The 20053-nt window shown below is 51.3% G+C and carries 17 protein-coding genes, 1 tRNA gene and 1 pseudogene; 8 read left to right on the top strand and 11 right to left on the bottom strand.

Annotated features, from left to right (window positions below; translation table 11 throughout):
* Positions 1 to 3: 3 nt before the first annotated feature.
* Positions 4 to 2061 (bottom strand): TonB-dependent receptor domain-containing protein, encoded by a 2058-nt coding sequence (locus ACT3T6_RS01240; protein WP_193054480.1) that lies wholly within the window; start codon positions 2059 to 2061, stop codon positions 4 to 6.
* 424 nt (positions 2062 to 2485) lie between these two features.
* Between ACT3T6_RS01240 and ACT3T6_RS01235 the strand changes: the two genes are divergently transcribed.
* The 4 genes from ACT3T6_RS01235 to ACT3T6_RS01220 all read left to right on the top strand — a co-directional run bounded on the left by ACT3T6_RS01235 (position 2486) and on the right by ACT3T6_RS01220 (position 6424).
* The gene (locus ACT3T6_RS01235; protein WP_193054481.1) at positions 2486 to 3409 is read left to right on the top strand and encodes an ABC transporter substrate-binding protein; all 924 of its coding nucleotides are present in this window, start codon (positions 2486 to 2488) and stop codon (positions 3407 to 3409) included.
* A gap of 39 nt (positions 3410 to 3448) precedes the next feature.
* Positions 3449 to 4462, top strand: a complete 1014-nt coding sequence (locus ACT3T6_RS01230; RefSeq protein WP_193054482.1) for a FecCD family ABC transporter permease — start codon at positions 3449 to 3451, stop codon at positions 4460 to 4462.
* A gap of 79 nt (positions 4463 to 4541) precedes the next feature.
* A complete protein-coding gene (locus ACT3T6_RS01225) occupies positions 4542 to 5618 on the top strand; it encodes a FecCD family ABC transporter permease (protein WP_407647902.1) in 1077 nt (358 codons plus the stop codon).
* A complete protein-coding gene (locus ACT3T6_RS01220; RefSeq protein WP_192527436.1) occupies positions 5615 to 6424 on the top strand; it encodes an ABC transporter ATP-binding protein in 810 nt (269 codons plus the stop codon). Before ACT3T6_RS01225 ends, ACT3T6_RS01220 begins: the two co-directional genes overlap by 4 nt.
* A gap of 20 nt (positions 6425 to 6444) precedes the next feature.
* Here ACT3T6_RS01220 and ACT3T6_RS01215 read toward each other — a convergent pair whose 3' ends face one another.
* Entirely contained in the window at positions 6445 to 7020 is a 576-nt protein-coding gene (locus ACT3T6_RS01215; protein ID WP_226912165.1) for a hypothetical protein, read from the bottom strand.
* A gap of 129 nt (positions 7021 to 7149) precedes the next feature.
* Between ACT3T6_RS01215 and ACT3T6_RS01210 the strand changes: the two genes are divergently transcribed.
* Positions 7150 to 7226: transfer RNA gene (locus ACT3T6_RS01210), tRNA-Ile, on the top strand.
* 68 nt (positions 7227 to 7294) lie between these two features.
* On the opposite strand, the pseudogene ACT3T6_RS01205 reads toward ACT3T6_RS01210, so the two are convergent.
* The 4 genes and pseudogenes from ACT3T6_RS01205 to ACT3T6_RS01190 form a co-directional block, all read right to left on the bottom strand.
* Positions 7295 to 7522, bottom strand: a pseudogene (locus ACT3T6_RS01205) (tyrosine-type recombinase/integrase); the annotation flags it as partial.
* Between the two features lie 17 nt (positions 7523 to 7539).
* Complete coding sequence (locus ACT3T6_RS01200) at positions 7540 to 7692, bottom strand: hypothetical protein (protein WP_193054485.1); 153 nt, start codon at positions 7690 to 7692, stop codon at positions 7540 to 7542.
* Positions 7693 to 8030: 338 nt separating this feature from the next.
* Entirely contained in the window at positions 8031 to 8219 is a 189-nt protein-coding gene (locus tag ACT3T6_RS01195; RefSeq protein WP_193054486.1) for a hypothetical protein, read from the bottom strand.
* Entirely contained in the window at positions 8216 to 8422 is a 207-nt protein-coding gene (locus ACT3T6_RS01190) for a DNA-binding protein (RefSeq protein WP_193054487.1), read from the bottom strand. The genes ACT3T6_RS01195 and ACT3T6_RS01190 overlap by 4 nt, the downstream gene beginning before the upstream one ends.
* Before the next feature lie 924 nt (positions 8423 to 9346).
* On the opposite strand from ACT3T6_RS01190, the gene ACT3T6_RS01185 reads away from it, so the two are divergent.
* Together ACT3T6_RS01185 and ACT3T6_RS01180 are read left to right on the top strand one after the other, a co-directional pair.
* Positions 9347 to 10255 carry a hypothetical protein gene (locus ACT3T6_RS01185; RefSeq protein ID WP_193054488.1) on the top strand — a complete coding sequence of 303 codons (909 nt, stop codon included), beginning with the start codon at positions 9347 to 9349 and terminating at the stop codon, positions 10253 to 10255.
* An 816-nt stretch (positions 10256 to 11071) separates the two neighbouring features.
* Positions 11072 to 13210: a TonB-dependent siderophore receptor gene (locus tag ACT3T6_RS01180; protein WP_193054489.1), complete on the top strand. Its 2139-nt coding sequence runs from the start codon at positions 11072 to 11074 to the stop codon at positions 13208 to 13210.
* A gap of 67 nt (positions 13211 to 13277) precedes the next feature.
* On the opposite strand, the gene ACT3T6_RS01175 is transcribed toward ACT3T6_RS01180, so the two are convergent.
* The 5 genes from ACT3T6_RS01175 to ACT3T6_RS01155 all read right to left on the bottom strand — a co-directional run bounded on the left by ACT3T6_RS01175 (position 13278) and on the right by ACT3T6_RS01155 (position 16967).
* Entirely contained in the window at positions 13278 to 13613 is a 336-nt protein-coding gene (locus tag ACT3T6_RS01175; RefSeq protein WP_087109813.1) for an AzlD domain-containing protein, read from the bottom strand.
* Complete coding sequence (locus ACT3T6_RS01170; protein WP_193054490.1) at positions 13610 to 14320, bottom strand: AzlC family ABC transporter permease; 711 nt, start codon at positions 14318 to 14320, stop codon at positions 13610 to 13612. The genes ACT3T6_RS01175 and ACT3T6_RS01170 overlap by 4 nt, the downstream gene beginning before the upstream one ends.
* Positions 14317 to 14847 (bottom strand): helix-turn-helix domain-containing protein, encoded by a 531-nt coding sequence (locus ACT3T6_RS01165; RefSeq protein WP_193054491.1) that lies wholly within the window; start codon positions 14845 to 14847, stop codon positions 14317 to 14319. The genes ACT3T6_RS01170 and ACT3T6_RS01165 overlap by 4 nt, the downstream gene beginning before the upstream one ends.
* Before the next feature lie 237 nt (positions 14848 to 15084).
* Positions 15085 to 16311, bottom strand: coding sequence for a serine/threonine transporter SstT (sstT, locus tag ACT3T6_RS01160; RefSeq protein WP_193054492.1), 1227 nt, complete (start codon positions 16309 to 16311; stop codon positions 15085 to 15087).
* Between the two features lie 341 nt (positions 16312 to 16652).
* Positions 16653 to 16967: a hypothetical protein gene (locus tag ACT3T6_RS01155; protein ID WP_172118984.1), complete on the bottom strand. Its 315-nt coding sequence runs from the start codon at positions 16965 to 16967 to the stop codon at positions 16653 to 16655.
* Positions 16968 to 17835: 868 nt separating this feature from the next.
* Here ACT3T6_RS01155 and ACT3T6_RS01150 point away from each other — a divergent pair.
* A complete protein-coding gene (locus ACT3T6_RS01150; RefSeq protein WP_193054545.1) occupies positions 17836 to 19488 on the top strand; it encodes an SLC13 family permease in 1653 nt (550 codons plus the stop codon).
* Positions 19489 to 20053: the final 565 nt, after the last annotated feature.

Below are 20053 nucleotides of genomic sequence, written 5' to 3'. Positions count from 1 at the left end.
TTCTTAGAAGTCGAACGTTAGACCCAAGTTATACTGACGACCATCCAGCACGACTCCATACTCATCGTTCGTCACTTCTTTATTGGCAATATTGTAGATACCCGCTTTAACCTGCGCGCGGTCCGTTAGGCTATAAACCAACCCAGCATCGACAAAACCATACCCTGGTGTGCCATCATCCATACTGGTGCGCGACAGATAATCGCTAGTGGAGCCGCGATAATTACCTTGTGTCCACAGGTTCAACTCAGGCGTGGCTTGCCAATCAACCACGAGGTTGAACATATGTTCGGGGACCTTGTTCAACGGTTGGCCTGCAAACTCACCTGATTTCTGCTCGGAGTCGGTAAAGGTGTAGCTGGAGCGTAAGCGAACATCTTGAGTAACGTCATAATCTAACGAGAACTCGACACCCTGTATTTCTGCTTTATCAATATTCCGGTAGGTGCTGATGAATACATACTCGTTCCCGGCGTAGGGGCATTCCCATGTGGAGGGGTCATTGCGATCAGCACCCGCCGTGTTGCAGTAGCGGTCTTCGGCGATCTTGTCATCAAACTGGGTGTGGAACAGCATCATGCTTGAAGTAAGGCGGCTATCATTGCTGGTAAACACAAACCCGGCTTCATAGTTGGTGCTGGTTTCAGGATCGAGATTTTCATTACCGATGATCAGCGCACGGGCATGGGGCGCTGGAGAGCCACTGCCGCCAGTGCCTCGTCCAAAACCTTCAGTGGCAGCAGCAAGGCCTGGCTGGGAGTAACCGGTAGAGACGCCGCCCTTGAGCGTCCACTCAGGCGTCAGGTGGTAGTTGGCATAAACACGCGGAGACAGGTGGCCGCCGAATAGCTCATCGTCGTCGTAACGCATGCCGGTTGTGACGCTGAAAGCATCCGTAAGACTCCACTCCATCTCGATGAACAGCGCAGCAATCCAGCGATCAACACTGCGCATGGCGTTAGGGCTGTTGCCGATGAGTCCATTGGTGTCATCGACAAGGTCTTCTACCCGGTACTGACCGCCGAAGGTCAGCATGTGATCGCCCCAGAAGTAGGTCGATTGGCTATTAAACGTCGTTACTTTCTCGCGCTTCTCGTCGGGCGTGGTGTTTACTCGTTCTGAGATGTCATGCTGTAGGTAAGTATCTGTCATAAAGGCGCCGTACGTGCCTTTATGACCCAGCGTGAATACATCCTTATCGTATCGATAGGTGCTGGTGCTGGCAGGGTTTCCTCGGCTATCAATTTCTGGAATGCTTCGGCCAGGCGTATGAGTGAATTCTTTGGTGGAAGCGGTATAGCCCGCGCTAAATTCGTTCAGCTCGTCGGGGGTCAAAGTGAGCTCGGCGCCAATCTGGCGTGTATCGCTGTCAGGCGTGCTTTCAGCGTTGTCGCTACCGCCTTCGTAGTCACTCTCTTCTGTACCGTGCCAGCTGCCATGCACACGTAAGCCAAGCAACCCTTCGATCAGCGCGCCACCGGTATAGAAACTGACCTGCTGTGAGTCGTTATTAATATCGTTGAGGGAGTGGGTGTACTCAGTGGTCACCTGCCCCGACCACTCATCCGGCACGCGCTTGGTAATGATGTTGATAACGCCGCCCATTGCCTGCGATCCGTAAAGCGAGGACATGGGGCCGCGGATAACCTCGATACGCTCAATCATCGAAATGGGCGGAAGACCGATCTGTTTGCCTTCATCCTGGCCATTGGTATTGACGGCGCGCCCGGCAGAAACAGGGCGGCCATCAATCAGATACAGCGTGTAGCTATTGTCCATCCCGCGGATACTGATGTCCTGCGCTTCCCCGCCACCGGTCACATAGACACCGGGAATGTTCATTACCGCATCCGTAATATCGCTATAGGACTGACGGTTCAACTCTTCACCGCTGATGACCGAGATACTGGCGGGTGCATCCGCAATCGACTGCTCGAAGCCCGAGGCAGTTACCACCATCGTATCAAGCGAAGTGTTATCCTGGGCGGTAGCAGCGGCAGCGATAGCCATTGAAGACAGACTGACAGCCTTGGCCAAGGCGCGACGTGAAAAGTAAGTCATGTTTTTCCCTTGAGATAATAGTGCGCTCTGCTTTTATGAATATATTGGCATATGATACTGGTTCTCATATGAGATTTGTATTCTATTGTTAAAGGTTCCATAAATCGATGAAAAAACCATGAACATGTCGTTGTGATGTACGCAACCGTATACGTTTGTAATTTTTATGTGTGTGGAATGTAACAGGCGCTTTTGTGTCGATTAACCCGGTAGAAAAACCAGGTAGAAAAAGAAGAGTGGAGGCAAAAAAAGAAAAGTCTTTGAATGCGAAATAAAAGAAAAGGGGAGCCTGGTGCAATAAAGCCTGGAGATTGCCAAGGTAGGGTGTTGCCATAAATGGAACACGTTATTCTGTGAAACAGTACTGCATTTGTTTTTGAGAATCGTTACTATTAAAGAAATCAATTAACAGTAGGGATTCACTATGCTGCGTTCGTTACTGCGTCTTGGCTTGTCCGGTGTGCTATTGAGTAGCTTGATTACCAATGCGCAAGCCCGAGAGCTGGAGACTGCTTTTGGAGAAATTGAAGTACCTGATGCGCCAGAGCGTGTTGTAACGCTATATGAAGGCGCGTTAGACGCATCGTTGGCCGCCGGTGTCACCCCGATAGGCGCCATTGCTTCGCGTGGCAGCAAGGATGTCGCGGCTTACATTGGTGAGCACACCGATGTAAGCACGCTGGAAATGGTCGGTGTTACCCGTGAACTCAATATCGAAGCGGTACTTCGTTTACAGCCTGACCTGATTCTTGCAGCACCACAGCTTTCTGAAGAGCAGTACCAGTTGCTGTCACGTATTGCCCCCACGGTCGTCCCTAAAACAAGCGGTTTTTCTCGAGACAGCTGGAAAGCAGAAACGCAGCTGTTTGGTCAGGCGCTGGGTAAAGAAGCAGAAATTGATGAAGCGCTTGAAAAGGTGGAGCAGCGTGCCGCAGAGCTTAACGAACGTTTGAGTGATGCCAATGTCGGCGGCACCGCTTACCTGGTGCGGTGGATGCCTGCTGGCCCCATGGTCATGTCCTCTGAGCTGTTTTCAACCGGCGTACTTGCTTCGACAGGGCTGATAGTGGAAGACGAAGGCCTGGTCAGTGAGGGCAGTGCCCATAGCGATGTATTAAGCCTTGAAAACCTCTCACTGATTGACAGTGACTGGCTATTTCTTGCCACGCTAAATGAAGATGGCCAGCAAGCGTTGGAGGCTGCTGAACAGAGTAATGCCTTCACCCGTTTGAATGTTGTGCAACAAGAACACGTTGTGCCTGTGAATGGCCAGGTATGGAGCAGCGCCTCAGGGCCGCTGGCCGCCCAGGCCATCCTGAACGATATCGAACAAGCGCTCTTGCCTTAAGCGTCCTTACTATCAAGGTACGCCTGTGAAGGAACGAACATGTCAGTAAGTTCGCTAACGCAGCGCTTTGAACAACGAACGCTGCTGTTAAGCCTGCTCACCGCCCTAGTGGCGGTGAGTGTCGTTAGTTTGTTGGTGGGGGCTGGCAGCGTTTCGCCATTACAAGCGCTCTCTATGCTGTTGGGTAGCGAAGACAGTGACGCGCATTTTGTGGTATGGGAACTGCGTGCACCACGCACCTTGATTGGCATTGTGGTGGGGATGGCGCTGGGTGTTTCGGGTGCGCTCTTGCAAGCCGTTGCGCGTAACCCGCTAGCGGAACCGGGGTTGCTGGGCGTCAGTGCGGGGGCGGCGTTTGCTGTTGCGTTGGCGCTAGTGCTGGGTTCAAGTGCGGCCACCCTACGTATTTCCGTCGCGCAGTTGGGTGCATTGATAGGCTGCCTCTGCGTATTGGGCGTAGCGCGTTGGCGCGGCGTGGGCAATGACCCTGTGCGCCTGGTGCTGGCCGGTGCTGCTTTCTCGGCGTTGCTGGGGGCGATGACCGCGCTACTGCTGCTGTTTGACCAGCGCTCTGCTGACGAAGTGCGCTTCTGGGTGATTGGCAGTTTGGCCGGCCGTCGTCTGGAAGATCTAATAGCCGTATTGCCTTCTATCGCCTTTTGCACGCTTTTGGTTGTGTTGATTGCGCGCCCTTTATCCGCATTAGCGCTCGGGGAGCGGATGGCATCGGGGCTGGGGCATCATCCTCAGCTGATTCGTGCATTGGTCGTACTTTGCGTAGCGCTATTGGTCGGGGCCGCAACGGCCATTGCCGGGCCTATTATTTTTGTCGGGTTGGTAGTGCCTTTTGTTGCTCGCGCGTTTGCCGGGCCGGATATCCGACGCACTCTATGGTTTTGTTTACCGATTGGCCCGTTAATCGTCGTCTCGGCCGATGTTATTTCCCGCTTGGTGGTCGCTCCCTCTGAACTACCGCTGGGTGTTCTTACGGCATTGTGCGGAGCGCCTGTGCTTATAGCTGTTGTACGCGCCCGCCGTTTACCCATGTTGTGAGTTTGTTATGACGCCTCGCTGGTTAAAAGCTGAATTCAAAAAACAGGGCGCCACGGCTGTGGTCGCGAGAACACCCGATATGGGAATGGTGCGTTATGAAGAAGAGCCATTAGAGCCGCCAACGGGATACTGGCGCTGGGGCGAGCGCCGAGGCGATGGCTACAGTATTCTGCTTGAGCGGCGAGCCGTTTGGGTTAACAGTGGGTTGGCGGTCACATTGCTGCTCGCCTGCATTACCTACCTTAGCCTTGGCACCGTCACCCTGGACCCGCGCGATGTAGTACAAGCACTGGCTGGGCAGGGCGATATGATGACCGGTTTTATGGTGCAGGAGTTACGCTTGCCACGGCTTGTGGCCGCCTGTTTGACCGGAGGCGCCTTTGCGCTGGCGGGTATTTTGATGCAAACGCTGGCACGTAACCGCTTGGCCACGCCCGGTATTATTGGTATTGATAACGGTGCCACTGCCTTTGCGGTAGCCTCCGTTGTGGGGATGAGTGTATCGCTGGCGCCTTCCGCGATGGCCTTGACCGGCGCTGCCACGGCTGCCGTTATTACCTTTGGGCTTGCAGCTGGCAGCGGCACGCAAGGGTACCGGTTTATCGTTGCGGGGATTGGGGTCGGGGCCATCTTTGGGGCCATTACGCAACTGATGTTGGCACGCGTGGCTATCGATACAGCCAATGCTGCTTATCCCTGGACTGTCGGTTCCCTCAATGCCCGTTCCGGCGGCTCAGTCCAGCTGCTGGGAATTGGCTTAGCGCTGGGCTTTGTTGCTGCGCTGGTGCTGGCACGCTCACTCACGGTGTTGCGATTTTCCGACGCTACGGCCAGCGGTTTGGGCATCAACACCACCGTGCGCCGTATCCAAATATTACTGCTATCGGTTGCTTTAACGGCCTTGGCCGTTGCGGTGGCGGGGCCCGTAGGCATGGTGGGGCTAATCGGCCCTGAAATTGCCCGTGCACTTTCCACTCCGCGCCATGTGCCGGTTGTCGCGGCTACGCTGGCAGGTGCGCTCGTGATGGTGTTAGCGGACCTTGCGGGACGAACGCTACTGTCGCCAATCGAACTGCCGGTTGGTATTGTCACCGCCATCATCGGCGGCCCCTGGCTTTTATGGATTTTGATGCGCCCGCAACGGAGTCACGCATGAACGATTTTCGAACCCCGCCCACACTAGCCACTCACGCATTAAGCATGGGTTATGGCACGCGGCGGGTGATCGATGGCCTGGAGGTGACACTGCCCAGTGCCAAAGTGACAGCCATTGTAGGGCCTAACGGATGTGGTAAATCGACACTACTTGCGGGCCTGGCGCGTTTGCATAAGCCCGATGAAGGTAGCGTGTTGCTCAACGGTGAAGATATTCAACGCTTACCGTCTCGCCAACTCGCCACGCAGTTGGCGCTGTTGCCCCAGGAGGCTATCGCTCCAGAAGGGCTAACGGTAACGGAACTGATTCGTTTTGGGCGTCAGCCGCATCAGGGTTGGTTGCGGCAATGGTCAGCCGAAGACCAGCGGGTGGTACAACACGCGCTTTTAGCGGCAGGGCTTGAGGATTTAGCGGATCGCCCCATTGACGCGCTTTCGGGTGGGCAACGCCAGCGTGCGTGGATCGCTATGACCATCGCTCAGCAAACGCCGCTTTTACTGCTGGATGAGCCGACTTCCGCGCTTGATTTAGGCCACCAGATCGAGGTGTTTGAACTGGTGCGCCACTTGGCTGGGCATGGTCGCACCGTGGTGATGGTACTGCATGATTTAGCCAGCGCTTGCCGCTACGCGGACCACTTGATCGCCATGTGTGATGGAAAAATTGTTGATCAGGGCGCGCCTGCGAATGTGGTCACGCCAGAGCTGGTGCGCAAGCTGTATCAGGTCGACTGCACGTTACTTTCCGACCCGGCGACCGGTAGCCCGTTACTGGCTAATGTGCGCCGGGCGACCGAGCCCGCTTAAAAAGATTATTCGCTAAAGGCTTAACGGTTAATCAGCAAGGCATTCAGCGTAATGGGCACGTTATCGTCAATCTGTTGATAGCCAAGCATGGATAGCAGAGTACGGACCGTGGTGTTTGCCATTAACGTCTTGCCATCCAGCGTCATTGGCTCTGCGTGAGTCACCCTCACTTGATTCAAGCCTTCGCGGGTAAAGCGCAAGGGCACCGACTCCTCCCGGTTCACCATTTCGTTTTGTACACGAAAGGTAATGGTCTCGACCAGCGACTCATTGATATCCAATGCATCCAGCCGTTCCGGCGGCATCTGCCCAACCAGCGTGACCAGCGGAGTATTCGACAGCAGAGCGACCCACGGCGGTAGATCATTAAAGCGCGAAAGCAGATCGGTCTGGCTCAACTTGAGGGGCAGGCGCAGCGTGCCATCGGGCGAGATATCACCTTCTAAATTGCGCACCTGATGATGATGCGTTTGAGGTGTCGCCCCGTTGAGCTGAGTAATCGCCGCCTCTACACGCGACTCACCAGGATCAAGCTGCCAATCGGCCTGAACAGGCGCCGTTAGCAGCAACGGGAAAAGAGCAATCAAAGCTTTCAAGGCGCGTCTCCGCATAAAGAACTTCACTTCAAGACCCGCAATCCCGTAAAAAGTGCCATTCCCGCACGAAGATACATGCGTAGGGGGTAGCCTCGCCCCGCCACATTCGCTATTATATGCACGCTTTTCGGGCCTATAGCTCAGTTGGTCAGAGCAGGGGACTCATAATCCCTTGGTCGTAGGTTCAAGTCCTACTGGGCCCACCATTTTTCAATGACTTATCCTCGCGCTTCCCCTTCCTTTCTGTACTTTTCCTCAAAGTGGCAACCAAGTGTCAACCGAAGACTTTCGGGCCGTATGTGATTGCTTCCCTTAAATGATCCGGTGCTAGATGTGCGTAACGCATGGTCATTTGTATACTTTGATGTCCTAATATCTTTTGAAGTATTAGTAAGTTACCGCCGTTTATCACGAAGTGGCTTGCGAACGTGTGCCGTAAAACATGCGTGCGCTGCCCTTTAGGCAATTGGATATCTGACGCTTTAAGAGCGTTGGTGAAGGCTTGGCAGGGGACATTGATCAGGCCTTTGTGGTGGTGGGAGCGGGAGGCGCATCACTACCAGGGGCTTCCAGCGGTGTTTTATCGCCGCCTTCTAGCTGGGTAATACCGTGCTGAATTAGGCGCTCGCCCAGGGCTGAGGGGGTTAGGCCGTGGGTGCCTGCCTGGATCAAATACCGGCTATGAATTTCCTGATCGAGAAAGACCCGGATGGGCTGTTTTTTTACTCATGTGTATAACTCCGGAAGGACTAAAGGCCGTTGTGGATAAGGGGCGGCGCGTTAGTCGTGGGGTTGTGGGTCGTTGCGCGGGGAAAACCACTACCGAGGAACGGGGGGAGGCATTGGTAGCAGTGGGACCGCAGGGAGTGGCCGGGGCGAGGCCATAGTGCTTGGTGAGGTAGTTCAGGGCGTGCTGGTAGTGCTTAAAGACGATGCCGTACGTAGTGCCTTCATGGACGTTAGAAACACGGGTAATAGTGGTGTCGTTCAGGTCGAGCGCTGGCAGGTGGTCAGCAGGTACGGCGATAAAGCAGAAGCCGCCTGTCGGTACGATGTGTTGATGTAGCAATAACACTGTCTGGCGTCGCTTTATCGTCGAGCATAAGGCGCTGAGTGCAGATGGTCAGGCCTTCGATATCAAGCAACGTGATAAGCGCTGCGAGAGAGACAACAGGGGCTTGAGTGGTGATAGCGTTCATGCCCACTCCTCAGCGCTAAGACATTGGGCGTTGAGGAGCGCTACATTGATCATGCGGTAACGACCAACCTTGATGGTGGGGAGGTAGCCGCGGCGGATGTGACCTTGAAGCACACCTTCATCTTGGCCGGAGAGCTGCGAGAAGTGTTCGATGGTCATTGTTGGCACGGTGGCCGGAACCTGGGGCGCGTTGCTCGTTTCCATGTGTCATTACCTGCACTGTAATGGGCTGTGATAGGCTTTGAATCAGTAAATGCGTTTTTGCGTTAAAGCGTTATTGCGTTAAAGCAGTAACATTGCTGTGTGGTATACCGATTTATCGGTATACCACCTAAATTCGGGATACCGAGAAGTCGGGACATGTCAAGCAAGCTGACCGAGAAAATACGTCAAATACGCGAGGCCGAAACAAGCGGACGAGCTGAGTTTTCCCAACTGATTGGAATCCCTAAAAAACTTTAGAGAACATCGAGTTAACAGGCAGAGCGCCAAAAGGTGAAATGCTAGAAGCTGTTTGCAAGCAATGGCCGAAGTACACACTTTGGTTAATGACTGGCCAGACAAATGAGCCGTGCGGACAAGTAAGCCCCGATATAGAGAGGGCACGTAGCACGTTGAAAAAAACGGGGATGGATACCGACTAGCGCAGCGAGCTGTGAGTAACTGGTTTCACAGAGGCGAGAGGTGTGGGTAAAGGGGCAGGGTATGGGGGCAGCGGAAACAGCAAAGGAAGTATTTAGCCATCTTATAAAGTTGGCCCTCCTGCTTGGCGGGGCGGCCGTTTTATATGTATGGCTAGAAAATAAGCTCTTGAAAAAATTTAAAAAGAAAAGAAGGGGAAGAAGATAATGCAAGGTATTGATGGAAGTTTTGCTAATGTCTGGAGTGAAATGGAAGCAAGTTATACACTACGCAGCTCTTGAAAATTTTCCTGTTAATAGTTGTTGTTATTTTCTTTATCTATTGTTGTATGTATGAGATTGATTACAAAAGAGAAGTAAAAAAGCAATGTGTATTGTGAGGGCTGAATAGAAAATATGATGACATAACTTAAAATTAGAGGCGGGGTTTAAAGAATGATTAGTAAGATTCTAGGCTTAATGTAGCTGATGAGTGAGAGGTTTGCTTATGAAATTTAAAAATTGGTGGGAAAGTTTTTTCAATAAAGTAAGGTTGTTTATTAAAGATATAGACCTGCCTATACGGAATTTTCTAAAAAATGATAAAGAAATATGGGATTATGAAGAAGTTAGAGAGTTTGTTAAAGAGTCTTCGAAGTTCTTTACTATAGTAATATGTTTAGTTGTCGTTTTTTTTATGGTGCTAAATTTTAATGCATTTCAGCCGTTTTCAGCAGGTTTCGATATAAAAGAAAATATTGCCATAGTAGGCGCTATAATAGCTGGCTCTTTTACAATGCTTAGCTCTATTGGGAATACTGAAAATAGTATTAGGTCGTTAAGAAGTAAATGGCTGGACGATTCTAGAGAAAGTTTGTCAAAATATATTTCAAGATGTAGGCGGTATTTAAGTTTGTGTAGTCAGCTTAAGAATAAAAGAAATAGTATGAAGCGTAGAGAGTACTCCCTGAATGAATTTGAAGGGGTAGATGACGAATATGTTAAGATAATAAGAAAGGATATAGATAAAATAAAAGGAGAGGTTTCGATTTTTGAAGAACGAGTATATGAAGCTAGAATGAGCTTCTTCGATTCCTACGCAGAAATGAATGTTAGGTTTAGAAGTATAAAGAAAGGTGAAGAGAGATTGATTTTTAATGTGGTTAGGAAACATTATCAGAGTTATAGAAAATTGTGTGAAAGCCTTGTTTTAAATAAAGAAAAAGTTTCGGATTTTCATTTTAGGGAGTGTTATAAACTTGATACGGAATTGGCTGATAAGCTTGGTGAATATTTTTTAAATGAGTGGAGTAGAGAAAAAAGAGGCGATGAAAATTTAGTTGCGAAGAAAAGAGTTATTTTCATAGTATTATCGTCAATTATAATCTATTACTTGATTGGTTTAATAGCCGGATGAGTTGCTTTAGTATTCACTTGAACACGTCATGAAATGTTGAGATAAATTTCTTGGTGTGCGTAAGTGATTAAATAAAAATCTTTATGTCATCGTGTGCCGCTAGGGCAGGTTATTGTAATCAGTAGGTCGAGTTAGCGTATGGTGTTAACATTCGGTCAACCGCACCATATCCTAGCTTGCTATAGTTAGCATCTAGGGCTTGGTAATTCAGCGACTTATGATCTGGTGAGCCAGCTAATGCAGCATTGGGGCGCTTTCATAATCCCTTGGTCGTAGGTTCAAGTCCTACTGGGCCCACCATTTCTAATTTTTGCTTGCTTCTGGCAAGAGATTTTAAGTCCCATGGCTCAAAATCAATCTTCCTTCCCATATGTCTCTCCGCGTCCTTTGAAAGTTACCCATCTTTGCGATGTGCTTCGCTGTTAGCTCGAAAGTAGCCGGCTGTTTTGCGTTGTCGATCAACAATAGCTGAAACATGTGTGAGCACGACTCAGGTAGCCAGCTAGACCTAAAGCAAGGTTCCAGATAGCTAATCTGGCACCTTCCCAAAGCGTTTTCTTGCTAGCAGGCGAATAAGTAAGCCTCGCCAATTTATTTCACTGCTAGTCAATTTTGAAAAGAAGTGCGAAAGAGCACAAGTCTCCTTAGGAAAGACGGCGGCGAGTCTGCAAATGGCGTTGTGGCTAAGAAAACTTGACATCGTGTGATTGTTGTAGTTGTGAATAATAATCCGTATCATTCGCCTTCCTCTGTTTGCTTACTATAAAAACACGTGCTCCTCTCCCCCATTCTGCCTGTCAGTGAGGTTTGTTTAACATGCGTCGTTCGCCTTTTTCCGCTACACCGTTGTCTGTCGCTATTCGCCGTGCATTGGCTGTGTCGTTAGGGGGGACGTTGTGTGTTGTGCCTTTTGCTGCACTGGCGCAGGAAGAGGCCGTGAACATGGGGACCACTGTGGTGACGGCGACCGCGCTGAAGGTGGATACCCCGGATGTAGAAACGCCTCGCGCTATTTCAACCGTGAGTGCGGAGGAGCTTGAGGATCGCGGCGTCAATAAATATGACGAAACCTTCCAGTACCGCTCCGGTGTTGTGTCTCAGCCTTACGGTAATGACAACAATGCCGACTGGTTTTTCCTGCGTGGGTTTAGTGCGGAAGGCGCTACTTACCAGGATGGTTTGCGGCTCTTCCGTACAGGAGGCTATTTCTGGTGGATGAGTGAGCCCTTTGGCTTTGAACGTGTTGATCTTTTGAAAGGGCCTGCCTCAATCCTCTATGGCGAGGCGCCCCCTGGCGGCATGATCAACGGGATTAGTAAACGGCCCACCCGTGAACCGCAAGGAGCGCTGCAGGTTGAAGCCGGTAACCATGATCATCGCCAGGTAGGGGTGGATGTGTCTGGCCCGGTGGGGCAGCGCGATGACGTGCGCTATCGCCTAGTGGGCCTCTATCGCGATGGTGAGGGCGAGCTCAACGGGAGTGAAAAAGAGCGCTATTACTTTGCGCCTAGCCTGGCGGTCGATGTTAGCGATGATACCACCGTCACCTTCCTTGCTAGCGTCCAGAAAGACCAGGGCGTGCCTACCAATGGGTTCTTTCCGGCACTGGGTACCCTCGAAGACTCTCCGTTTGGGAAAATTGATCCGGCGACCAATTTTGGTCAACCGGATTATGATCGGTTAGATCAGCGCCAGGTTGCGATTGGCTATGAGCTGGAACACCAGATAAACGATACCTGGGAGTTTCAGCAGAATGCCCGCTATACCCATTTGGATTTGGAACTGCGCAACGTTTACCCCAATTCGTATATAACGCCGCCACGTAGTATTTCCCGTGGGATTATTGACCGGGATGGCCAGTACGATGCGTTTAATATTGATAACCGACTCATCGCGCGTACTTATACCGAGAACACAGAGAATACGTTATTGGTTGGCGCGGGCTATCAAGAACTGAATTTAAACTACACCAACCGCGACAGTTTCCGCACCCTGGGTGATGGCTCTAGCTTCTTTACAAATATCGATACGGTGGATCTCTATAACCCCGATTACTCGGCGTTTACGGCGCCGGATACCGGTGACCCCACCGAGCATAATGTCGATCGCCGCCAAGTGGGGCTCTATGTTCAAAACCAACTGCGCATAGCCGATCAGTGGGTTCTGCTTGCTGGGGCGCGCTACGATAATGTCGATAGCAGCGACGATTTTAGCGATACCACGGGCAGCTCCAGCGAAGGGTACGATGACGAACACCTCTCTGTTACGGCCGGTGCGATGTACCTGGGCGAAAACGGAGTTTCCCCCTATGTGAGCTATAGCGAGTCGTTCACCCCGGTGGCGGGTATTGGTCCAGATGGCGCTAGTTATGAGCCATTAGAGGGTCGCCAGTTTGAGGCTGGGGTTAAAATTGCCCCACCGGACGTAGATGGTTATCTCACCATTGCCGCCTTTGATGTCGAAGAGAATAACACCCTGATCTCGACCAGTGCGCCTGTTCAAGAGCAGGTAGGCAAGCGCCGCTCGCAGGGGGTAGAGATCGAAGGCGTGGGCTATTTAACAGATGAGCTAAAACTGATTGCCGCCTATACCTATACCGATGCCCGCTATGATGCGAATGATGCACTGCGGGATGAGCGTGTTCCCTTGGTGCCAAGGCACATGGCGTCAGCGTGGTTGGATTACGATATGAGCCGCACATTGGCTGGGCTTTCGGTAGGGGCGGGTGTGCGTTATATGGGGGAAACGGTACCCAGCGCGAATAGCGCTATTGAGCAAAATGTCCCTTCTACAACGCTCTATGATGCCATGGTGAGCTACCGCATTAACGACAGCTGGACTGCCCAGGTCAACGTCAACAACCTTACCGATGAAGAGTACGTCAGTGGCTGTGACTTTTACTGCTATTACGGAGCCTCGCGCAGCGTGGTGGGTAGCCTGAAATACAGCTGGTAGGTTGCTGCTGGTGAGTGGTTAACGTCAGTTGCTGATTCATTCAGCAACTGACGTGTTGGTACATGTGTTAAAGCACGGAAGCGCCTACTTGCACCAGCCCAAACATGCCGACGCCTGCCGCCACCGGCCAACCCAGTGAACGCACGCGCAGCCATACCAGCAGGGTAACCAGCAGGCCAATGGCGGTTGCGGTCCAGGAAATCGTACTTGGGTTAACCGGTACAATAGAAACGCCCAGCACCGCTGCAATCATTAGCGGCCCTAAAATACCCAGCCACTGAGGCATGTTGTTGATGCCGCTATCACTGCCTAAGCGGCGCTGCATCCATAGAAAAGGGACGACGCGTATGAGTAGCGTACCTAATGCCGAGGCAATAACCGCTAACCAAAGCCCTGTACTCATAACGCACCTTTGCTGGATTCAAGCTTAACCATATAGAAGCAGAGCGCGCCGCAGGCGGCAGCAAGTGGAATGGCGACGTTGGCCCAGCCATATAGCGTAAACAAGAGGGCGGATACTATGGCCCCGCTGAGTGCGAGCGACCAGCGTTTGTCGGTAAACCGCGGTGCTACCATGGTTAAAAACAGCGCGGGCAGGGCGAAAGGCATAATCTCACCCAGCAGAGGCCAGCGAGAGGTGAACGCCTCTCCCGCCGTCGCTCCTACGATAGTTCCTATGATCCAGGCGCCCCAGGCGAGGAGCGATGCTCCCAAAAACCAGCCGAAGCGCTCCGGTTTATCCAAGTGAGGAAGCCGCGTTAAGGCTAAAGCAAACACCTGGTCAGTAAGGCCGTGCATCAGCCAGGGCCAGTGACGGCTCTGAGGCAATAATGCGGCTAGATTAGGGCCATAAACCACATGGCGTACGTTGATCAATAGCGTCATCGCGACAACCAGCCAAAGCGGCGAACCCGCCGCGATCATACCAACAAAGAGAAACTGCGAGGCTCCGGCGTAGATCAGCAGTGAAATAGCGGCGGCCTCCCATGTGGTGAAGCCCGCTTGTGTCGCCACCAGGCCGAATGAGAGCGAGACCGGTATATAGCCGCCCAGCAGAGGGATGGCTTCTCGTGCGCCTTTTAGCGCTGAGTGAGTTAATGCATGGCTCATGGTGTATCACCTTTTTCACCATAGGTGATGGTCAGGATCATGGTGGCTTCTGCCGCTTGGGTGCGATAAATGTGTGGTTTATCGGCAGGGAAGGTCAGGCTTTCACCGGGGGTAAGCTGCGTGGTGTTACCTTCCGGTCCAGCTTCCAGCCAGCCGCTAATAAGGGTAAGGGATTCCTGCGTGCCCGGTGTATGCGCTTCAGCCCGGCGCCGCGTGTTGGGCGCGCAGCGCATCCAGTAGGCGTCCACGTGGGGGGCGCCTTTGCCTTGGTCAATGAGGCGTACTTGCACGCCGTCTTCGCCCAGCGGTACGGTAATCGGCGCGACTAGGGTGCCAAAGGGAGTGTTGAGTTGAACGGCCAGCCGCCAAATGGTGTCCAGCGTTGGGTTGCCGTTGCCTTGCTCAAGTCGACATAAATTGGATTTAGCCATACCGGCGGCGTTCGCTAACTGAGAAAGCGAAAGGCCTTGTTGCTGGCGCAGCGACTGCAAATGCTGGCCCAGCGTATTAAGTGAAAGCTTATCCATACAGGGTGTCTCGTTGTTCCTTATAGAGAACGTTCTATATAAGGAACGCTTGTTTGTCAACCTGAGCGCTACAAAAGCGCTTCGTCGCTTCTGAGCGATGGGGGATGCTAACCATAAGAAGCCAAATACCAAAACGGCCCGTTTTGAAGTCATGATCCAAAACGAGCCGTTGGTATTTATTGGCCTTCTCTTAACAGCGGGAATGTAGCTGTTAAGAGAAGGCTGAACGCTTGAAGCTTAGGCGCTGGTCTTTGCCTCTTTAGCTCGGCAAGCAGCTGCAGTAAACAGTACATCGGTTGAGGAGTTAAGCGCCGTCTCTGTGGAATCCTGTACCACGCTGATCACAAAGCCAATCGCAACCGCCTGCATGGCCACTTCGGTAGGAATGCCAAACAGGTTGGCGGCCATCGGGATCAGCATTAGCGAGCCGCCCGCCACGCCTGAAACGCCGCAAGCCGCCAGGGCGGATACGATGCACAGTAGTAGGGCGGTGGGGAAGTCGACGTTAATACCTAAGGTATGTGTCGTGGCCAGGGTAATGACAGTGATAGTGATGGCCGCGCCACACATGTTGATGGTGGCACCCAGCGGGATAGAGATGGAGTAGGTATCAGGGTCCAGCTTCAGGCGGCGGCAGAGCTCAAGGTTAATCGGGATGTTGGCAGCAGAACTACGCGTGAAGAAGGCGGTGATCGCGCTGCCACGCAGGCAGGCAAAGACCAGCGGGTAAGGGTTTTGACGGGTGGCGATGTACACCAGCAGCGGATTGCTTACCAGCGCGACAAACAGCATGCAGCCCACAATAACGGTTAGTAGCTGGGCATAATTAAGCAGCGCCTCGATGCCTGACTCGGCCAGCGTACCTGCCACCAGGCCAAAGATACCCAGTGGGGCAATGCGAATAACCAGCGCCACAATCCGTGAAACGGCGTCAGAAAGATCGCTAAGAGCAAGGCGCGTGGTTTCGCTGGCTTGGCGCAGCATTAAACCCAAACCGACGGCCCAGGCAAGAATAGCAATAAAATTACCTTCCATCAGTGCAGTGACAGGGTTAGCGACCGCATTCAGCAGTAGGTTTTGCAGTATCTGAAAAATATCTCCGGGCGGGTTACCACTTACCTGTTCTGCGTTAAGCGACAGCTCCGTAGGAAACAAAAAGCTCGCGGCTACCGCAATCAGTGCCGCTATCAGCGTACCGACAATATACAGCACTAGCACCGAGCGAATATGTGTAGGCTGCCCCTGCCTATGGGCGGAAATGGCGGCTGCCACCAGAACAAAAACTAAAATAGGCGCAACGGCTTGAAGAGCGGAAATGAATAGCTGGCCCAGTAGCGCTACATTATCGGCAATCGCGGGTGCAAAGATTGCGAGCAGCGTACCTGCCACGATGCCAATTAAAATCTGCGGGATAAGGCCCAGCTGTAAAAGCGGGCGGAATAAGCCAGTGGTGGTTGCAATCATCGCGCGTCACTCTGGTAGTCGAATAGGGATGGGCATACGTAGACGCCTCCGGAAAGGGGCAGCATTCTACCACTTGGCGCTATCCTGCGGGATTTTCGTGAGCAAGTTTCTTTGGGAGGGTTTTAAGTAGAGCAGTCACTACGCTTGGCAGCACTGGTGTTGCTTTGTATGTCAGCCCAATAAGTGCAAAAAAGCTGAGAGGAAGGTGTGCGGAGAAGCGATGTTTTAATGAACGGGGATACGCAGCGGGGAAGACTGACCGATTAAACGAATACTACCCTTGCCGCCGAATAAAAGAGGCAAGGGTAGGGCTGAAAAGCAGTACCTTGATAAGTAAATAATTAGGCAGCGACTATTGCCTGACGAGGTGTCTTGCTAGAAACCGCAGTTGGCGTCATCTCGGCAACGGCACTGGCTTTCATGCTGGCTAGCATGGCATAGCCTTTGTCAGTTAGCTCAATCACGTCGGGGGAGGAGCCCCATTTTAAAAGCATTTCGTCTAGCTGATGCTCCGCTGTTTCAAACTGGCTACAGTGGCAGAGCAGCTTGGCGATGGTGTAATCACATTCCGGGGTGTCGAACATTTCATCCTTGATTTCTTGAATCGCAAGTTGAAGACCAGCTTGGGAAATCTCTGCTAGATGGATATGTTGCATGCCACTACTCCTTGTGAATGCTGAGTTTATTTGTACGTAAATTGTACTCTTCAAGACTAATATAGGTTTCCTTCAGAAGCAAACCCCTTAAAGGTGTTATTTGCCTCTTCTCGCTCTTACGCTTTCGCCCAATAAAAATCCCGCTCCGATGAGTAGAGGGGGCTCGCTGCTTCCCTTACCGCTATTACAAAGGTAGCGTAGCGATCAATGTGACTACGCAGCCTGATAAAAAAGCCAGTAAAGCACGTTTTATCATTTCTTCTTCTTGGCTTTTTGATTCCTATATAGCTATTATATAAGATGTTTTTTAAGGTAGTTACGGCTGTCTGGTTTTGCTCCATTGAAAAGATGTTGACGTTTCATCCTGGCTCCCATCGCGTTGCGATTAGTCACCCCTGATCCCCACTAATCCAAAGCCCGTACCCTTGGGCCATTTCACAACGTTTTTTAAAGAATCGTTTCTGAAAGACCGCTTCAGGTTTCAGCATAGACCACGATAGGTAAAAAGCGACTTAATAAAAGCTATACAAAACGTTAATTTTTTTGCCATCAATATGTCACCAAGGAAAAGCCTGTGTTGATGGGTGACGCTTGAAAACCAGAGGGTTTTTCCAGATTCGCGACTGGCAGCACGCAGCGATAGACATTTTTGGCAATAACCAGGGTGCCTGCTGGCTCAGGTTATACGACTAACGTTGTTAGACTTTGGTTGTAATTGTGGGCGTTTTACTGGACTAATGTCCTATTGCAGTTAATAAAGGGCGCCACGAAATCGTTGAGCCCTTCTCAGCCTGGGTAAGTTGCTCACTATCAATCTACTTTTTGTTCACCTGACAGCGGTGTTTTTATAATGCGCAGAGTTGCCATGATGACCGTGTGGGACCAGCTATGGTATTCCCACGATCAAGCCAAGAAACTGCTGATGTGTGCGTTACCCTCAACGCATGCTCCCAGCACCTCACGTCCTTCCGCCGCATCCGGTGGTGGAGAGTCTCAGGGCAGTGGGCCATCTCCACGCCCACCTGCTTACAATAAGCCCCAAACAGTAGGGCTTGTACTTGGGCCGCTGCTGTTTGCTTTGGTTGCGCTGTTTTTTCATCCTGCTGATTTAAGTTTTGAAGGCCGCATGGTCTTGGCAACTACGTTGTGGGTCGCTGTTTGGTGGATTACTGAGGCTATCCCTATCCCGGCAACGTCGTTACTACCCATTATATTGCTGCCTATTACGGGCGCATTGGATGGAAGTACAGTCACGGCTGCTTACGGAAATCCTATTATTTTTCTTTTCCTGGGCGGGTTTATGATCGCACTGGCGATGGAAAAGTGGGACCTGCACAAGCGTATCGCACTGACGATTATTTCCGTGTTGGGCACCAGTATTAACAGCATCGTGTTTGGCTTTATGGCGGCCACTGGGTTTCTTTCCATGTGGGTGTCGAATACCGCCGCGGTCATGATGATGCTGCCGATCGGCACCGCGATCGTCTACCAGGTGAGCCAGGAACTGGGTAAAAACGGGGGCGAGGTTGATAGCAAGGAAATTGACAAGTTCAGTAAAGCACTAATTTTCGGTGTCGGTTACGGCGGCACTATTGGTGGGTTAGGCACGTTGATTGGTACACCGCCGAACATCATTTTAGCGGCGGTCGTGAATCAACTTTTTGGCGTGGAAATCTCCTTTGCCAACTGGTTAATGTTTGCTTTCCCGGTGGTAATGGTGCTGCTGGTGTTAGGTTGGCTGATGCTTACTTACCTGATTTATCCGATTAGTTTTCGTAACCTTCCCGGCGGTAAGGAACTCATCAAGAAAGAAAAGGAAGCGCTAGGCAAGATCTCATTTGAAGAGAAAGCCGTTCTGGGGGTGTTCATTTTTGCAGCGTTTTTCTGGATTACTCGCTCTTTCTTGTGGCAAGGCCAGATTATTAATATTCCCGGCATCAGTGATGCCATGATAGCGATCAGTGCTGCGATATTACTGTTCCTGCTTCCCTCTAAAAACAAAGGCGGCTGTCTGCTCAACTGGGATATCGCGCGGGACGTGCCGTGGGGTATTTTACTGCTATTTGGAGGCGGCTTGGCCATTGCGGCAGGGTTCGGCTCCTCAGGTCTGGCGGGCTGGATCGGCAACCAGATGAGCGTGCTTCAGGGAATGAATTTCATTCTGGTCATTCTTCTGGCGACCGGTATAGTGCTGTTTCTTACGGAAATTACCTCCAATACAGCAACGGCAACCATGATTTTACCGGTACTGGCATCGCTGGCGCTGGCGCTAAATATTCACCCGTTTGCTTTGATGGTACCTGCTGCCATGGCGGCCAACTGTGCCTTTATGTTGCCGGTAGGGACGCCGCCCAACGCGATTATCTTCGCAACTGGCAAAATCAAGATCACCGAAATGGTACGTAACGGTTTCGGCCTGAATATTATCTCCATGCTCCTGATTACGGCGTCTGTATACTTTCTTTTACCGATGCTATGGGGGGTTGATCTGACGGTCTATCCCGAAGCTTTCCGTCACTAAAGCGCTCTTTTAAGCGTTTTTGATCAAAGCCCTTATCCATCGATAAGGGCTTTTTTTATGCACATAAGTTTTTATGTGCATGGTTTTTATGTGCATGGTTTTTATGTGCATGGTTTTTATGTACATGGTTTTTACGCACATCGTTCGTATCTGTTTCTTTATGATACAAATTTCCCTTTCAGAAGTGGTTAAAAGATTTAGAAAGGGCAGCCCGCTTAAATTGAATTTTTACGCTTAAGTTAAGCGACTTTTCGTACATACTTTGGGCGATCAGAGGAGAAAGTGATGACGCTATTATTGTTGAAAGTTATTGTGGGAAAAGACAGCTTGATACTTTAGCAAAAGAGCGCGACGGTTATTGGGTTGACACTAAACCTGTCAGGATGAAGAATCGATTCATAAATGATAAGTGCATGTTGGGAATGTAAGGGAAAGAGGCCGCCTGAAACTATTACGTCCCATAACGATGTGTCTCAGACGTCTCGGCTTTATAAAAGTGGCTGGAGTGAATAAGAGACGTTTGTTGGCCGCTTCTACCCGATTGCTTACTACCGAGCCCTGTCAA

The organism is Halomonas sp. 72 (genome assembly GCF_052379785.1).
Lineage (GTDB): Bacteria > Pseudomonadota > Gammaproteobacteria > Pseudomonadales > Halomonadaceae > Vreelandella > Vreelandella citrativorans.
Note: the sequence above shows the minus strand (reverse complement) of the source record. Positions and strands in the feature narration are given on the sequence as shown.

Excerpts from the sequence above, each read along its gene's own strand:
- sstT (WP_193054492.1), bottom strand. The coding sequence starts at position 16,311 with ATGATTGCAACCACCACTGGCTTATTCCGCCCGCTTTTACAGCTGGGC.
- ACT3T6_RS01155 (WP_172118984.1), bottom strand. The coding sequence starts at position 16,967 with ATGCAACATATCCATCTAGCAGAGATTTCCCAAGCTGGTCTTCAACTT.
- ACT3T6_RS01180 (WP_193054489.1), top strand. The coding sequence starts at position 11,072 with ATGCGTCGTTCGCCTTTTTCCGCTACACCGTTGTCTGTCGCTATTCGC.
- ACT3T6_RS01220 (WP_192527436.1), top strand. The coding sequence starts at position 5,615 with ATGAACGATTTTCGAACCCCGCCCACACTAGCCACTCACGCATTAAGC.
- ACT3T6_RS01150 (WP_193054545.1), top strand. The coding sequence starts at position 17,836 with ATGACCGTGTGGGACCAGCTATGGTATTCCCACGATCAAGCCAAGAAA.
- ACT3T6_RS01190 (WP_193054487.1), bottom strand. The coding sequence starts at position 8,422 with ATGGAAACGAGCAACGCGCCCCAGGTTCCGGCCACCGTGCCAACAATG.
- ACT3T6_RS01185 (WP_193054488.1), top strand. The coding sequence starts at position 9,347 with ATGAAATTTAAAAATTGGTGGGAAAGTTTTTTCAATAAAGTAAGGTTG.
- ACT3T6_RS01170 (WP_193054490.1), bottom strand. The coding sequence starts at position 14,320 with ATGAGCCATGCATTAACTCACTCAGCGCTAAAAGGCGCACGAGAAGCC.
- ACT3T6_RS01225 (WP_407647902.1), top strand. The coding sequence starts at position 4,542 with ATGGGAATGGTGCGTTATGAAGAAGAGCCATTAGAGCCGCCAACGGGA.
- ACT3T6_RS01230 (WP_193054482.1), top strand. The coding sequence starts at position 3,449 with ATGTCAGTAAGTTCGCTAACGCAGCGCTTTGAACAACGAACGCTGCTG.
- ACT3T6_RS01195 (WP_193054486.1), bottom strand. The coding sequence starts at position 8,219 with ATGAACGCTATCACCACTCAAGCCCCTGTTGTCTCTCTCGCAGCGCTT.
- ACT3T6_RS01165 (WP_193054491.1), bottom strand. The coding sequence starts at position 14,847 with ATGGATAAGCTTTCACTTAATACGCTGGGCCAGCATTTGCAGTCGCTG.
- ACT3T6_RS01240 (WP_193054480.1), bottom strand. The coding sequence starts at position 2,061 with ATGACTTACTTTTCACGTCGCGCCTTGGCCAAGGCTGTCAGTCTGTCT.
- ACT3T6_RS01235 (WP_193054481.1), top strand. The coding sequence starts at position 2,486 with ATGCTGCGTTCGTTACTGCGTCTTGGCTTGTCCGGTGTGCTATTGAGT.
- ACT3T6_RS01175 (WP_087109813.1), bottom strand. The coding sequence starts at position 13,613 with ATGAGTACAGGGCTTTGGTTAGCGGTTATTGCCTCGGCATTAGGTACG.